The sequence below is a fragment of the Haloarcula salina genome (genome assembly GCF_049603855.1).
Taxonomy (GTDB): domain Archaea; phylum Halobacteriota; class Halobacteria; order Halobacteriales; family Haloarculaceae; genus Haloarcula; species Haloarcula salina_A.
The window spans coordinates 1,227,153-1,242,515 of the sequence record NZ_CP187146.1 but is presented as its reverse complement, the minus strand read 5'-3'; the positions used below and the strand labels follow the sequence as shown (position 1 = coordinate 1,242,515).

The window sequence follows — 15,363 nt, the reverse complement described above, 5'->3', positions numbered from 1 at the left end:
GAGAACTGACTTGGTAACTCCTTCTACAGACCTTCTCTGTCAGTCTATTCTGAAACAAGGATACCCTATAGTGGACCACTGATATCAGACAGAGTGGTTGCAGACGGCCACAGTTGAATAGTTCTCACAGCGGTACTTCTCAGTTCAGACAACAGCTGGAAGACTTCGTTTTCCATCTGAATCTGACCTGACCCCTCAGTGCTTGGGTCAGAGTTACCTACATTTACGACGTGGTCGCTCTCACAGCCCCTCAGAGCCATCCAAATCTTTTCCAAGTGGTATACATCATCAGCTAACTGAAACCGTTCTGGTGACCTCCTGCGGCGTCTCGTGAGCAAGCCGTTTCCGTATGCTGATTTTTCAAGTTAGCAATTAGCATGGCTGGATTGAGTGCCTGTCTCGCTTTTATACCGTGAATAGTAATACTTCTTACCCAATTACTCTATGAATTCTGCCATATCTGGGGTCCGTTTTGTTTCGAAGTGGCCTATTGCTGATGGGGCACTTCACGCCGTATGTCGGTCTTTTGCTGTGGAGACCCTTATTTTTAACAGGGCTTACCGATTCGATACAAGACAACCTCATAGATTCCCTTCCATCATGCCATCTGAATCAACTACCGCGCCAACAGAATTTGTTGAGCAAGCCTTCGAGACTGCTGTTTCGGAAGATTCTGAAGATGATATAATTGAGGCTATTGATGAAACCGTCGGCAGTCTCCGGGAGCAAATTGACGACGGTACTCTGGAGAAGATTCTGCGGGCTGACGCCGGCTCATACAAGCTCCGTAGCGGCATGACAACAGACGGGCTTCAGCCGGAGTCGTTTACCCAACAGGCTGTTATCGAGCCGCTTCTCGCCGCTCTCGGCCACGAATACGCGACCGAGGCTGGTGGACTCTCCGGTGGCCGAACAATGGTAGCGGACTACACCATCTCGCTCCGTGACCACGAGAATATCGACTCTTCCCGTCTACTTGTTGAAGCTGAACCAATCAACAAGGACTTGGACAGCAGGGAACACGGAATCGGTCAGGTCCGTGACTGGCTCAGCCAGCGGGAATTTGAATCCGACTTCGGCTTCGCTACCGACGGGCTTCGGTGGGCCTTCGTCCGGTACGACCCCGACTCCTACACGCACAACGTCATTGAGGAAGTGAATCTACAGCCGGTCTTTCTGGCACTGTTCGAGAACCAAGTCGGGAAGCAGAAGCCACCGACCGACGCTGTCTTCGACGCGGACCGAGAACAGGTCACTCGGCTCTTACGGACATTCGAGTACCAGAACTTCGTTTCCATCGCCGGGGAAGCTCGACAGGTCATCAAGCAAAAGCAAGAAGAAATCACAGACGAGTTCTACGACGACTACATTCGCTATGTCTTCGGTATCGTTGACGAGGACGAAACGACTCCCCGCTCACTGATTGGCGACGGTGTCCTGAAGCCGGACGGAGCCACCGAGGAAGACGCCCGACTGTTCGCCGTCGAGCTGATGAATCGGCTCATATTCATCAAGTTCCTTGAAGACAAGTCCATCGTCCAGCCTGACCTTCTTCGGACTGTCAAGGAGACCTACAACGACGGGACGTACATGGGGTCGCTGTACGAGGAGTTCCTGCAACGGCTGTTCTACGACGTGATGAACGAAAAGCCCGAGAAGCGGTCGCCGCAGGTCAAGAATGTTGACCTGTTCGCAGACATTCCGTACCTCAATGGTGGGCTATTCCGTCCGACCATCGAGGGCGAGGACTTTGATGAAGAGGACTTCGACGTTCGAAACTCCGTTCTGGAATCCATCATTGACCTGCTGGAGCGATACAGCTTCTCCGCTGGGGGCGCACCAACCGACCTTGACCCAAGCGTTCTCGGAAACGTCTTCGAGAAGACTGTCAACTACATAACCAGTGATAACGCAGATACGAACAAGGAACTTGGAGCGTACTACACGCCGAGCGAGATTACCCGCTTCTGTGCCGAGGAGACCGTTCGGCCAGCATTGTTAGACCGGTTCCAGAACGTACTGGTCGAAGAGCGGGACTGGCCGGAGCCAGAAGCCGAACGGTACGACTCGGTGTACGAGCTGATTGAAGACCTTCCGGGAAGCTGGGGCCTCATTAGCTCGCTTCTTGCCGAAGTAGACGAATTCCGAGTGGTTGACCCTGCCTGTGGGAGCGGCCACTTCCTCACGTCGGTTCTTGAAGAGATAGTCAACATCAGGAAAGCCCTGTATGCCCAGAACGAGAACTATCCACAGGAGTACCGGCTAAAGAAAACGACCGTTCTGAACAATATCTACGGCGTGGACCTGATGGGGCCAGCGGTGGAGATAGGAAAGCTCCGACTCTGGCTATCCATTATTTCGGAACTGGACGAGGACGTGATTGACGACCTTGACGACGACGACCTCGCGCTTCCCAATATCGTGTTCAATCTCCGAGAGGGGAACAGTCTCATTGGATACACGGGCTTCCCCGAGACAACCGACGACGGCGAATATACGTTGGGGAGTTTCACCGAAGACAGTGTCCGGGACCGCTATCAAGATATTATCGAGGAAATAGAGAAGCACGAACAGGCCTTCGACAGCGAAATCGCCGAAAAGCACCGCCAGAGGGCGTTTGAAAAACTTCGAAATGCTCGTGAGGAACTGATTGACGATATTCACGGCGACTTCGTTGAAGCGGGTATCGACCTCAAGCCAGAGAAGGTTGCTGAACTGGAACCATTCAATTGGGTGCTTGAGTTCGCTGAGGTTTACGCAGATGGTGGGTTCGACGTGGTCGTTGGGAATCCGCCGTGGGACAGAATCAAGCCACTCCGGGACGATTTCTTTGTCCGCTACGACAGGGAGTTCCGAACACTCATGCCGGAGGCCAAAGACGCCCGGCAAGAGGAACTTCTTGAAGACCCTGAAATCCAAGAGGGTTGGGAAGAGTACAAGCGCAACATCAAGATTCAGGCAGACTATTTCAACAACGCCGACGCCTACGAACTTCAGCGTCCCACAGTCGCCGGACGTACCGAAGGGACCGAGAACGACTTATCGGCCTTGTTCTTGGAGCGTGTCTTCCACATAGCGCGGGACGACGGGTATGCCGCCCAAATTCTTCCGGGAACAATTTTCACGGGGTCGTCGGGCAAGGACCTCCGGATGAATCTGCTGGATGAAACTCGCGTGGATGTGATGGCGCACTTCATGAATCACGGGATTTTCGAGAACATTGACAGCCGCTACAAGTTCACTGTCCTTACGTTCGAGAACAGAGGACGAACTGACGAGATTCGGAGTCTCTATCGAGAGGGGAACTCGGATGTTCTTCAGAATCTTGACGAAGAGGCCTTCAGAACCCCCCGTGAAGTTCTGGAACAGTACTCACCAGAAGCTCGCGTGTTCCCACTGCTTAAATCCGAGTCTGAGAGCGAAGTTCTACGAGCAATAATTCAGAACCCGTCTATCGGAGAACAATCAAATGAAGAGTGGTACGCAGACCCGTATCGTGAACTTGACAGAACGAATGACGCTGACCGCTTTATCGAATCTGAAGAAAGGGGAGAGTATCCCGTCCTTGGGGGAAAGAACATCTACCAGTTCGTTCATGATTCGACTTACTTCGGTATTGAAGGACCGGAGTTCTGGAGCGTAGAAGAGCCCCCCGAGGACAGCGCTAAGTACCGCGTTCGAGAGAAGAACTTGCGCAAACTCAAGCGGGCTATCTACGACGAGTTCAATGGAACGGGTTCGCAGGTTGGGTTCGTAAATGAACTATTGGAGGAACGAAGAGGCGAACCACTGACGGAAGAAGATGTACTCCTTGACTGTTCGGAGTACCGTATCACTATTCGTGACGTGACGAGCGCCACAAACGAACGGACTATTCTCGCAGGAGTGATTCCCACCGGAATCGTCTGTACGAACACTCTTCATACGCTCCGCCCGTTCGACATAGCGCCCGACGAGGACGACCTTAAAGAATTCCCACTTCACAGTTCCTACGAACGGATTTTCAGCGACCAAGAACTGTTTGCGGCGCTTGGGCTAATCAACAGTATTCCGTTCGACTTCCTGATGAAGACCAAGGTGGACACCCACATCGTGATGTACAAGTTTACCGAATCGCAGGTTCCGCGCCTGACGGCTGGTGACGAGTGGTTCGACTTCATCTGGAAGCGTGCGGCACGCCTCAACTGCTATGGCGACGAGTTCGAGGAAATGAGAAGTCGTCTCGGTGGGATTGAACCAGCGACTGACATGGCCGAACGCCGGGAAGTACAGGCTGAACTCGACGCCGCCGCGTTCCACGCCTACGGTCTCGGTCGGGAGCAGACCGCGTTCGTTCTGGATGACTTCCACCAAGTGCAGAATCCCCGGCTAATGGACGACGAATACTTCGAAATGGTACTGGAGAAATACGACAACCTCGCGGCTTGATTTAGTACTGACTGTTCCAATATTTGAACGTCGCTACGATTACCCCGACACCCAGAGCAATAGCTACGTTCACCAGGACTTCAATGAATCCGGTAGCGGTCAGGAACTCGTTTAGTGGGAATGGAGTCAGCTTAGCGACGAAGTAATTGATGGCGACAGCAACAGCTCCGCCAACCGATTGTGTCTCAATTAATCCAATCAAGAAGTTCAGGAGCGTGAGAATCCCACTCCCGTACAGGTACATATTGAACGTATTGCCAAACAGGGACCCTATCCCATAGTTGATGGCGGCAGTGTTTCGACCCATCACTCAGTAATAATTGGCAAGTAATTATGATATCTTGGATACCGAAGTGAAAGTAATGGTGAAAGAACGGATTGTCTGAATTCTCCTGCAAGACCTTACTCAGTACGTCCTTGAACAGCAAGAACGTCCCCGCTTCCGCCCTCATAAATCGGTTAGTCCCCGTCTGGCGCGCGCTTCACGCCGAGCCTCGAACCGACCGTAAGCAATCTACCGCCGACGTACTCTTTGCGAGTTGCGAACGCCCTAACATTGGCCGATTTTCAGAAAATTTCTGAGCAGGCTACATCTGTTTCACGAATATCGACTGAGATTGATGTAACAACCGCTCGGCCCTAATTAGATATTATTACTCTGCCTAATCTTACAATGCGGAACCCGTTTTCCACCACGCCATGAGCCTTGAGCGGCCGGCACGTTCTCGCTGAATCACGACTCTCCGTCAGCCAGCCACCACACGGTATTCCGCCCACCAATCTCCTTGTGGTTCAGCCTGCCATCATCCGCAAGGGACGACAGTCGGTCGTAGACAGACCGGCGTTTAAGAGTCAGTTGTTCGGTGACTTCGGCGGTCGAAAGGACGGGGTCGTTTGTCTCCCGGAAGACAGCCAGAATCTCGTCGTCAGTCACGCTCGGTTTCGGTCCCGGCTTTGAGTTGTTTCCCATATTCTGGTGTTGTATCCTGAACAGCATAACCATTCCGTCTAAGGCGCTATCTTTATTATCAATGCCGTCTAAGGTGCTATTGTAGAGGGACCTGTCTCTTGGGACGTAGCGGTTCGGAGAACGTCCGGGTGCTGGTACACCCAGACTGGCCTTCTTAGTGGAGAAAGCCAATGGAAAACGAAGACACCGCGGCTGAAAAGCGTACCGCTGTTGACTATCTGTCGTTCGGCGAGAAGACCGCCAAGCGCGTCTCATGGGAAGCTTGGGAGTTCACTGTTGTCGGTCCCCGCCAAGTCCGCGTGACGAACGCCTCATACGGCTACCTGAAGGATGAGCATAGTTACACGGTCGAAGTGACGGCGCGGGAGGGGCTGGCCGTTCCTGCTGAATGTGAATGCCCCGCTGACAAGCACAGCGGCGAGTACGACTGTAAGCACAAGGTCGCATTAGCGACTGTGGGCGGGTCGACCGTTTTGGACGCGGCAGTGGGCTTTGACCATTTAGCGCCGGCTAAGCAACTCAAGACGGACGGCGGGCTTCACGCTGATACCCGCGACTGTGATTGTATCTCTCAGTCTGAATTCCCATGCTGGCCTTGCTATCGTGACGGGGCACAATAGTTGAGAGACTGATTGAGTCTCGAGGTTTGGCATTGCGAATAATCTGAACAGGGTTGCGTGAGTCTGAACTGCTTCTGATAAGTGGAATTCTTTGGAAAACACCGACTACAGCATTCGAAACGGCCTATCCGTCTATTACCGGTGTTACGAACGTGAGCCACAAGGCCTTGTACGTAGGTCAACCCAGTTTCCGGCCGGTTATTATAAATATGGGGGTCCCGAAGTAGAGTATAGATTCCGAGGAAGACGCTCTGGCGGCGGCTTTCTGGTGGGAATTCGGTGCGACACGCGGGACGCGGGTCGGAGCCTTCCAAGCTCATGGCCCGGGTTCAAATCCCGGCCGCCGCATTTTGCTGCGAGCATATCCGCGAGCAGCAAATGCTGTACAGAGGGATTTGAACCACGCGAGACGAACGTAGCGAGTCTCGCCATCGGGTTCAAATCCCGGCCGCCGCATTCTGCGAGGAACAAGTCGCGAGGCGGAGGTATGTGACCGAAGCAATCCGACCAGTCGGAACACCCGTCCCGAGCGGTTCTGGCCTGCTCACTCCGGTTCGGCGGTTCCCTGCTCGAAGTCCTCCCAGTCGTCGCCCAGCCACTCCTGGAGGCGGTCGGTGACGCCGGCGAAGTCCTCGCCGTCGTCGAAGGACTCCACGACGACCCAGCCTGCGTCGTCGCGGTCGAAGCCGAGGCTGTAGCCGCGCTCGCCGTCGATGATGACGACGAACGCGGCGACAACGTCCAGGTCGGGGAAGAACCCCACCGGGGCGAAGCCGTAGTCGTCGTGCTGGGCTTCCAGCGCGGATATCTCGCTCGTCGAGAGCGGGCGGTCCGGCAGCGAGTCCGTCAGCGTCGTCATCGTGCCGTCGTGGGGGTGAGAGGACCGAAAGGGTTTCGAGCGAGGGGCGACCGCGACGGGCTGCCCAACATTGAAGTGATGCCATGTTCAATGTTAGCACGGAGCCCCGACGCTCCCGGCGGGAACCACCGTCGCACCATCCGGGATTGGCATCGGCGGACGACCACGGCCGGTGGAGCGATGGCCACTCCACCGGCCGCGGCATCGTATTCGAAACACGGCGGAACCGGAGCCTCTGACGCCGCACCCTCACTACCCTTTCTGCCCCGGCGACAGACGGCGGGCACGCGTGTCACGGACGGGCATTCGGCCCAGGGTCACACGCCCGTTCGCCGGGGCCGGTGAGGTTTTTTGCGAGTACGCGTACGGTCGAGTATGGATGCCGCGCGGCTCCCCGGGACGACGCGGCCCGAGCAGGTCGTCGCGCACGTCGACATGGACTGCTTCTACGCCGCCTGCGAGCAGCGCCGGGAGCCGGCCCTGGAAGGCGAGCCCCTGGTCGTCGGGATGGGCTACGAGAGCGGCGACGCCCACGGGGCGGTCGCGACGGCGAGCTACGAAGCCAGGGAGTACGGCGTCGAGTCGGCGATGGCCATCTCCGAGGCGCTGGAGCGACTGCCTCGCAAGGTCGACGCCGTCGAGGACCCCGACCTTGACGTAGACGACGCGGGGTTCTATCGCCCGGTCGACCTGGAGTTCTACGAGTCCGTGGCCGCCGACGTGCGGGCGATCCTCCGTGAGGAAGCGGATGTGGTCCGGGAAGTGAGCATCGACGAGGCGTACCTCGACGTCACCGACCGCGTCGGCTGGGACAGCGTCGAGGCGTGGGCCGACGACCTGAAAGCCCGAATCCAGTCGGCGGTGGGCGTCGCGGCGAGTATCGGTGTCGCGCCGACGATGAGCGCCGCGAAGGTGGCGAGCGACCGGGACAAGCCGGACGGCCTCGTCGTCGTGGAACCGGGGACCGTCCGCGAGTTCTTCGCCGACCTCCCCGTCGAGGACGTCCACGGCGTCGGCCCGGTGACGGCCCGCGAACTCGGTGAGATGGGCATCGAGACGGCGGGCGACTTGGCGGCCGCGGACCCGGAGCGACTCGACCGACGCTTCGGCGAGCGCGGCCGCGAGATCCGCCGGTACGCCCGTGGCGAGGACGAGCGCGCGGTGACGCCGAAGGGAGACCCCAAGAGCCTCTCGCGGGAGTCGGCGTTCACCGAGGCGACCGACGACGCGGCCACCACGTACCGGCGGGTGAACACGCTCGCGGCGGCCGTCGCCGACCGCGCCCGTCGGAAGGGCGCGCGCTACCAGACTATCGGTATCAAGGTCGTGACGCCGCCGTTCGACGTGCACACCCGCGCCCGCTCGCTTCCGGGGCCGATCGACGAGCCCTCGCTGGTCCGGCGGGTCGCGCTCGATCTGCTCGGCGAGTTCGACGACGAGCGCGTCCGCAAGGTCGGCGTCCGGGTCTCGAACCTCGACTTCTCGGACGGGGAACAGGCCAGCCTGGGCGGCTTCGGCAGTGACGCCAGTGGTACGACAAGCGGCGATTCTGCGGCCCGTAGAGACGCCGACGAGGACGCGACGACGCAAACCGAGGTGAACGACGCGGCGACGGCCGAAACTGACGAAGACGGACAGGCGGCGCTCGGCGCGTTCACCGACGAGACAGCCGGCTGTGTCGAAAGTAGCGATGATAACAGTGTCGGCAGCGACGACGGCGGCGTCGAACGGTCGGCGACTGACGAAGGCCCGGTCGCACTCCCCGCGGGACAGACCACGCTCGCTGACTTCCGCTGACCGGTCTGCGGCCACGACGGCGGAACACCGGGCTCACGACACGCCATTTTCGAGATTCTCCAGGAGTTTCCCGATGAACAGGCCGGCCCGTGGCGAGATGGTGTCGTCGGCCGGAACGACCGTCGGGTGGGCCGCGAGCGTCTCGACGAAGCGCTCGCTGTGGGTCATCGCGTGGAGCATGTCCACCACGTCGACCACGAGTCCCTCGTCGCTGGTATCCATCCCGGCGTAGCGCTCCTTCTCGGCGTCGGAGTAGGTGATGGTCCACGCCGGGCCGCCGACGGCGTCCAGAACGTCCTCGACTGACGCGATCTCCAGCGGGCCGTCGCTGCTCCCGACGTAGACGGTCCCGTCCTCGACGAACGTTTCGTAGCGATCCATAGCCTGTTCCAGTCGCCGACTCCAATGCGTCAAGGCGTGCCACGGCAATAGCCGTTACCCCCGCTCGTGGCGGCCCGTAGACCTGTTGTCCGATTGATGCTCGTCTGACGGAGAGTTATGGGTCGTGCGCGTCTCCCTTTGGACAGAAACGCATGGCAGAGACCGAACAGATAACCGTCGCGACGACGAGCGCCGGACCGGGTGGGAACGGGGAACCGGGCGAGACCGTCGATTTGCCGGTCGTCGAACTGCTGACCGGCCGCGGCTTCGTCACCGGCAAGAGCGGGTCGGGCAAGAGCAACACGGCGAGCGTCATCGCCGAGAAACTGCTCGACAACGGCTTCGGCCTGCTCGTCGTCGACATCGACGGCGAGTACTACGGGCTCAAAGAGGAGTACGAGATCCTCCACGTCGGTGGCGACGAGGAGTGCGACATCCAGGTCACCGAGGAACACGCCGGCAAAATCGCCTCGCTGGCGCTCGAACAGAACGTCCCGATCATCCTCGACGTGTCCTCCTTTCTCGACGAGGAGGAGGCCGAGGCGCTGCTGACGGAGGTCGCAAAGCAACTGTTCGCCAAGGCGAAAAAGCAAAAGCAGCCGTTCCTGATGCTCGTCGAGGAGTGCCACGAGTGGATTCCCGAGAAGGGCGGGATGGGCGAGGTCGGAAAGATGCTCATCAAGATCGGGAAGCGCGGCCGGAAACACGGCCTCGGCATCGTCGGCATCAGCCAGCGGCCGGCCGACGTGAAGAAGGACTACATCACTCAGTGCGACTGGCTGGTGTGGCACCGGCTGACGTGGAACAACGACACGAAGGTGGTCGGGCGCATCCTCGACAACAAGTACGCCGACGCCGTCGAGGACTTAGACGACGGCGAGGCGTTCATGATGAACGACTGGGCCGAGGAAGTCCGGCGCGTGCAGTTCCACCGCAAGCAGACCTTCGACGCCGGCGCGACGCCGGGGCTGGACGACTTCGAGCGCCCCGAACTCAAGTCGGTCAGCGAGGACCTCGTCTCCGAACTGGAGACCATCAGCGAGGAACAGCAGGCGACGGAGAGCCGCATCAAGGACCTCCGCGAGGAACTGGACAAGAAGAACTCGCGCATCGCCGAACTGGAGACGGAACTGCAGGACGCCCGCGACCTCTCGCGGATGGCCGAGCAGTTCACCGAGGCGATGCTGACCCAGGCGGAGGGGTACAACCCCGGCCGGACCGAACAGGAGAACATGCGCCGTCGGCGGCACCGCTTCTCCGACGAGGGTGGCGACGCCGGCGAGAACGGAGCAGCGACGGCGAACGGTGCAGCGGGCCAGCCCGACGATGCGGCGGACCAGCCGGCGGACACGACCTCCGGCGGCGGCTTCGGCGACGCCTTCAGCGCGTTCGAGGACGGCGGGGCGGCGATGAACGGTGGGAGCGACGGGCCGTCGACGAACGGCGAGGCCGCGGCAACCGATGGCGCGAGCACCGACGGCGGCACGACGGCCGCGTCGACGAACGGCCACGCCGAGGGAGCGGGGTCGGAAGCGGACTCCGACGCCGCCTTCGCCGCGGCCATCGCCGACGCCGTCGAAGCGGAGGAGTCGAACGGCGGCGCGGCCGACGAGGACGATACCGACTTCGAGGGCGCGCCGGTCTACGAGGACCTCAGGGAGACGATCGAGGAGTTAGAGCCAAAGACCCGCCGGATGCTCGCGTACTACGGCGAGCAGGGGCCGGGGACGCCGCTGAACGCCCACTTCTCGGCCGGCGGCTCTGGCGACCGGACGGCGGCCTACGCCCGCAACCGAACCCTCCGGCTCGAAGGGTTCGTCGAGCACGTCGGCCGCGGCAAGTACGGCTACCGACTGCGTGACCTCGTGCGCGAGGAGAGCGAGCGCGACCTGGACGACGACGAGGTCGAGACGGTGGCCTCGCGGCTCGAAGCGGCGTTTCTCGACGGCGAAAACTGAGCGGCCGAACGGCGCGTTTCGGCGTTAGACCAGTGGCTCGACGAGGTCTTCGAGCGCCGCGCGCGGGTCGTCGGCCTTCGCGACGCCGCTCGCCAGCAGGACGCCGCTCGCGCCGAGGTCGCTCGCAGAGACGAGGTCCTCGCCGGTGGAGATGCCCGCGCCACAGAGCACGTCCACGTCGCCGTTGACGCGCGCGGCGGCGTCGACCGCGCCGGTCACGATGTCCGGGTCGGCCTTGCTGACGGGCGTGCCGGTCCCGATGAGCTCCGGCGGCTCGACGGCGACGGCGTCGGGGTCGAGCGCGGCGGCCGCGCCGATCTGTGCGGGATTGTTCGCACAGACGATCGTTTCGAGGTCCGCGCGGTCGGCCGCGTCCAGCGCGCCGTCGATGTCGGCGAGCTTGAGGCGGTTCTCCGAGTGGTTCAGCAGCGTCCCGACCGCGCCGGCGTCGGCAGCGGCCTCGGCGAGCGTGCTGCCGGTGTGACTGCCGTGCTCGACGGCGCTGACGTGCTGAGCCCAGGTCTCGACGCCGGTCTCGGCGACGGCGCCGATGTGGGCGGCCTGCGGTGCGACGGCGACGCGCACGTCCGCGTCGTCGCTCACGTCGGCCGCGGCGGTCGCTACCTCTACCGGGTCACAGGGGTACGCCTTCAGATTGACAAGGACGAACATACCGGAAGCACCGGCTGGGGTCGGCAAATAGGTTGCGAAGCCGACCGTGGCGCGGGCGAGTCGGGCGAGCCGTGTGGCTTCGCGAAAACCAGCGCCGAGCCGAGGGAGACAATTATTACCGTCGAGCCGATACACGATAGGAGATAAGCCGTGACTGCAGGGGACTCGGACACACCGACCGTACTGATCGTCGAGGACGAACAGCATCTCGCGGACCTCTACACCGACTACCTGCGCGACCAGTACGACGTCCAGACGGCCTACAGCGGCGAGGAGGGGCTCGAACTCCTGTCGAACGACATCGACGTGGTTCTGCTGGACCGCCGGATGCCCGTCGTCTCTGGCAACGAAGTGCTCGCACAGATCGAAGAGCAGGGCCTCCGGTGTCGGGTTGCGATGGTCACCGCCGTCAACCCCGACTTCGACATCATCGAGATGCGCGTCGACGACTACCTCGTCAAGCCGGTGACGCGCGACGACCTCCGGGACGTGGTCGACCGCCTGTACAAGATCCGCGAGTACAACGACCGCCTGCAGGCGCTCACGTCGAAGAAGCTCAAGCGGAACGTCCTCCAGGTCGAGAAGTCGCGAGCCGAGCTACAGGAGAGCGAGCGCTACCAGCAGTTACAGGCCGATATCGACGAAATCTCCGCGAACGTCGACTCGCTCGCGGCGGAACTCGACGTAGACAAACACGACCTCCAGCTGTAGTCAGTCGGCGGCGTGTCGCCGACAGCCCGTCTCAGTCTTTCCGCTTGACGACGTCGCCGAGCGTGTACTCGCCGCTGCTCTCCCCGCTGGACCACTCGGTGTCGTCGGCGCTGCCGCCGGCGCTCAGGGAGATGTCGAGCGCGTTTTCGAGCTTCTTCTGGACGGTGTCGCTCGGCAGGGAGTTGCCGTGTTCGAGCTTGCGGATGAGGCTCGCCTTCTCGTTGAGCTGTCTGGCGAGGTCCTCCTGGCTCAGGCCCTGCGCCTCGCGGCCCTCCCGGATGCGTTCGTGGTAGTCCTGTGCGATCTCGTCCATCTCGTCGAACATGTCCCGACGGCGGCGCGAGGATCCCCCGGAGGACGAACTCGACGACGAGGACGACGACCCGCTCGACGATGACGACGAGGTCGAATACTTCGTCGACGCGGACGACGACGAGTCCTCCGTCTTGACCTCCGTGCCGAAGTCGGTGCACTCGTCGCAGACGTCGAGTTCGGCCCCCTCGATTTTGACGCGGTTGGGAGATGAGACCTCCTTGCCGCACATCTCGCACTGAACCATACCGTCGGCTTGGACGGGCCGCGGTATAAATGGTGCGCTGAGCTATTCGAGCGCGGCCATCGCGTGATAGAACCGCTGGGCGGCGGTGACGTGGCCGACGACGGCGAAGACGACCAGCAGCCAGCCGACGAGCGTCAGATCTGCCAGCGAGAGCTGGACGAACGCCGCGACGCCCGTGACGACGCCCACCAGCGCGAGGCGGTCGGCCCGCCCGAGCAGGCCGCCGTAGACGCGATCCAGCCCGACCGCCTGAGCCTGCGTCCCGAGGTAGGAAGTCATCAGGACGCCGGTGACGGCGGCGATGCCCAGCACCCACTGGCCGACGCCGGCGGCGAGGCCGACGATGATGCCGATGTCGGCGTACCGGTCGAGGACGTGATCCAGCAGGTCGCCCCCCGAGGAGGCGACGTTCAGTTCGCGTGCCAGCGCGCCGTCGACGAGGTCGAGCCAGCCGTTCAGGAAGACGAGGACGGCCCCGACGAGGTACAGCAGGGGGTCGCGGGCGGCGACGGCGTAGACGCCGCCGGCCCCGAGCGCCAGCAGGAAGGCGATGACGCTGACGCCGTTGGGCGACAGACCGACGCCCTTGGCGGCGCTGACGAACGGCGCGAGCATACGGTCGGCCAGCGGACGGAATCTGTCGAGGGTCATAGCCAGTCGATGTAGGAGACGGTCCCCGCGCTCGGTTCGCGCTCGCCGTCGACGACGGCCTCGATCTCGGCTGCCACCGCGTCGGGGTCGCGCTCGGTCGTGTCGATTTCGTAGACCGACTCGATGCCGTGTTCATCGACGGCTTCGCTCAGGATCACGTCGAGGGCCTCCGATTCGGCGTTCTCGTAGGCCTTCGCGTCGTCGTCGCCGCGCTCGCGGAGGCGCTCGACGACCGTGTCGGGGTGCGCCCGGAGGACAATGACGCGGTCGGCGTCGAAGTGGTGGGCGAGGTGAGACTCGAACAACACGTCATCGCGGCCGTCGAGCCACTCGGCCAGCGCGTCGAGGTCGGCAACGAGGCTTCCGCGGTCCTCGTCGACACCGGTCGAGAACTCCTCGTCCTTGATGACTTCGTTCAGGTGGCACACGTCGAGGTCGGTGTCGAGGCGGTCAGTTGCCGTGGTCTTGCCCGTGCCCGGCGTGCCGGTGACGGCGACTCTCACGCCTCGACCACCTCGATGACCTCGTTCAGGACCGACACCGCGCGCCGCGTGTCCTCGCGGGTCCCGCAGGTGACGCGGATGCACTCCGGGAGGCCGAACGACGAGCAGTCCCGGACGATGACGCCCTCCGCCTGGGCGGCGTCGGCGACGGCCGACGCGTCACCGACCTCGGCGAGGACGAAGTTCCCCGCACCGTCCCAGGTGTGGGCTGCGAGTTCGTCGTGGATGTACCCCCGGGCCCACGCCGCCGTCTCGACGGATTTCTCGACGTGCTCGTCGTCGTCCAGCGCGGCCAGTCCGGCCCGGCAGGCGAGTTCGCTCGCCGAGAACGGCGTGTTGACGCGGGCGTAGGCGTCGGCCCACTCCTCGGGGACGACGGCGTAGCCCAGTCGGACGCCGGCGAGCCCGTAGGCCTTCGAGAACGTCCGCAGGAGCGCCACGTCGTCGCGCTCGGCCAGCAGCGGGCGCTTGCTCGGCGTCTCGGTGAACTCGCCGTAGGCCTCGTCGACGACGACGAGGGTCTGCTCGTCGGTCTCCTCGGCGATAGTCCGGACCGCCTCGGTCGTGAACTCCGCGCCGGTGGGGTTGTGCGGGCTGGTGAGGTAGACGATCCGCTCGCCGTCGTAGTCCTTCAGGACGGTGTCGGCCGTCTGGGCGAAATCGTCGGCCTTCGAGAGCGTGTACTCCGAGACCTCGCCGTGGTGGTAGCGCGCGCTCATCGCGTAGTACGCGAAGCCGGGTGACGGGACGAGCACGTCCTGACCGGGGTCGAGCGTGGCGCGGGCGAGGCAGTCGAGCGCGCCGTCGCCGCCGTTGCCGAGCCACACCTGTTCGGTCGTCACGTCCCAGCGCTCGGCCAGCGCCTCGGCGAGGTCGGCGTGGGAGGCCTTCGGGTAGGAGTGCATCCGCGCGGCCGAGTCGCGGATGGCCTCGACGGCCCTCGGGCTCGGCCCGTACATGTTCTCGTTCGACGCCAGCTTCACCATGTCGTCCGGGTCGAGACCGAGTTCCCGGGCGACCTCCTCGATGCCGCGACCTGCCCGATAGACAGTGTGAGCGGAGAGGTCCCGTGGTTCCATGGCTGTGCAAAACGGACGGGGCGGCTTAAGCGTGCTCACATCGGCCGTCCGCGGACGGCGCGGCCGCTCGCCGTCGGCAGGCGTCCACAGGAATCGTCTGGCGCGCCCACCGTGTGAATCCCGGGTCGAACGGATGGGACACGGAGTAGCACGCTCCCCATCGTTACGGTGTCAG

The 15,363-nt window shown here is 62.1% G+C and carries 14 protein-coding genes and 1 tRNA gene; 6 read left to right on the top strand and 9 right to left on the bottom strand.

Annotated features, from left to right (window positions below):
* Positions 1–600: 600 nt before the first annotated feature.
* On the top strand, positions 601–4,428 hold the full coding sequence (locus ACOZ4I_RS06480; RefSeq protein ID WP_424004174.1) for an Eco57I restriction-modification methylase domain-containing protein: 3,828 nt from the start codon (positions 601–603) through the stop codon (positions 4,426–4,428).
* A gap of 1 nt (position 4,429) precedes the next feature.
* Here the strand turns inward: ACOZ4I_RS06480 and ACOZ4I_RS06475 are convergent, their stop codons facing one another.
* Positions 4,430–4,735, bottom strand: coding sequence for a hypothetical protein (locus ACOZ4I_RS06475; protein ID WP_424004172.1), 306 nt, complete (start codon positions 4,733–4,735; stop codon positions 4,430–4,432).
* A 426-nt stretch (positions 4,736–5,161) separates the two neighbouring features.
* Positions 5,162–5,398, bottom strand: a complete 237-nt coding sequence (locus ACOZ4I_RS06470; protein ID WP_424004170.1) for a hypothetical protein — start codon at positions 5,396–5,398, stop codon at positions 5,162–5,164.
* A gap of 170 nt (positions 5,399–5,568) precedes the next feature.
* Here ACOZ4I_RS06470 and ACOZ4I_RS06465 point away from each other — a divergent pair, with 170 nt between their 5' ends.
* Both ACOZ4I_RS06465 and ACOZ4I_RS06460 read left to right on the top strand, forming a co-directional pair.
* Positions 5,569–6,018: an SWIM zinc finger family protein gene (locus ACOZ4I_RS06465; RefSeq protein WP_424004168.1), complete on the top strand. Its 450-nt coding sequence runs from the start codon at positions 5,569–5,571 to the stop codon at positions 6,016–6,018.
* Positions 6,019–6,272: 254 nt separating this feature from the next.
* Positions 6,273–6,366, top strand: a tRNA-Gly gene (locus tag ACOZ4I_RS06460).
* Between the two features lie 196 nt (positions 6,367–6,562).
* Here the strand turns inward: ACOZ4I_RS06460 and ACOZ4I_RS06455 are convergent.
* Positions 6,563–6,877 carry a hypothetical protein gene (locus ACOZ4I_RS06455; protein WP_424004166.1) on the bottom strand — a complete coding sequence of 105 codons (315 nt, stop codon included), beginning with the start codon at positions 6,875–6,877 and terminating at the stop codon, positions 6,563–6,565.
* Positions 6,878–7,252: 375 nt separating this feature from the next.
* Here ACOZ4I_RS06455 and dinB point away from each other — a divergent pair, with 375 nt between their 5' ends.
* Positions 7,253–8,674, top strand: coding sequence for a DNA polymerase IV (gene dinB, locus ACOZ4I_RS06450; RefSeq protein WP_424004164.1), 1,422 nt, complete (start codon positions 7,253–7,255; stop codon positions 8,672–8,674).
* A gap of 33 nt (positions 8,675–8,707) precedes the next feature.
* Here the strand turns inward: dinB and ACOZ4I_RS06445 are convergent, their stop codons facing one another.
* Positions 8,708–9,055, bottom strand: a complete 348-nt coding sequence (locus ACOZ4I_RS06445; protein ID WP_424004162.1) for a hypothetical protein — start codon at positions 9,053–9,055, stop codon at positions 8,708–8,710.
* Positions 9,056–9,207: 152 nt separating this feature from the next.
* Between ACOZ4I_RS06445 and ACOZ4I_RS06440 the strand changes: the two genes are divergently transcribed.
* Entirely contained in the window at positions 9,208–11,013 is a 1,806-nt protein-coding gene (locus ACOZ4I_RS06440) for a helicase HerA domain-containing protein (RefSeq protein ID WP_424004160.1), read from the top strand.
* A gap of 24 nt (positions 11,014–11,037) precedes the next feature.
* Here ACOZ4I_RS06440 and tpiA read toward each other — a convergent pair whose 3' ends face one another.
* Positions 11,038–11,685: a triose-phosphate isomerase gene (gene tpiA, locus ACOZ4I_RS06435; RefSeq protein ID WP_424004158.1), complete on the bottom strand. Its 648-nt coding sequence runs from the start codon at positions 11,683–11,685 to the stop codon at positions 11,038–11,040.
* 150 nt (positions 11,686–11,835) lie between these two features.
* Here tpiA and ACOZ4I_RS06430 point away from each other — a divergent pair, with 150 nt between their 5' ends.
* The gene (locus ACOZ4I_RS06430; protein ID WP_424004156.1) at positions 11,836–12,396 is read left to right on the top strand and encodes a response regulator; all 561 of its coding nucleotides are present in this window, start codon (positions 11,836–11,838) and stop codon (positions 12,394–12,396) included.
* 31 nt (positions 12,397–12,427) lie between these two features.
* On the opposite strand, the gene ACOZ4I_RS06425 is transcribed toward ACOZ4I_RS06430, so the two are convergent.
* From ACOZ4I_RS06425 to hisC, 4 genes are read right to left on the bottom strand one after another with little or no spacing between them, the layout of a single operon-like run.
* Entirely contained in the window at positions 12,428–12,955 is a 528-nt protein-coding gene (locus ACOZ4I_RS06425) for a multiprotein bridging factor aMBF1 (RefSeq protein ID WP_424004154.1), read from the bottom strand.
* A 42-nt stretch (positions 12,956–12,997) separates the two neighbouring features.
* Complete coding sequence (locus tag ACOZ4I_RS06420; RefSeq protein WP_424004152.1) at positions 12,998–13,606, bottom strand: CDP-alcohol phosphatidyltransferase family protein; 609 nt, start codon at positions 13,604–13,606, stop codon at positions 12,998–13,000.
* Positions 13,603–14,109: an adenylate kinase family protein gene (locus ACOZ4I_RS06415; protein ID WP_424004150.1), complete on the bottom strand. Its 507-nt coding sequence runs from the start codon at positions 14,107–14,109 to the stop codon at positions 13,603–13,605. The genes ACOZ4I_RS06420 and ACOZ4I_RS06415 overlap by 4 nt, the downstream gene beginning before the upstream one ends.
* Complete coding sequence (hisC, locus tag ACOZ4I_RS06410) at positions 14,106–15,188, bottom strand: histidinol-phosphate transaminase (protein WP_424004148.1); 1,083 nt, start codon at positions 15,186–15,188, stop codon at positions 14,106–14,108. Before hisC ends, ACOZ4I_RS06415 begins: the two co-directional genes overlap by 4 nt.
* Between the last annotated feature and the right edge of the window lie 175 nt (positions 15,189–15,363).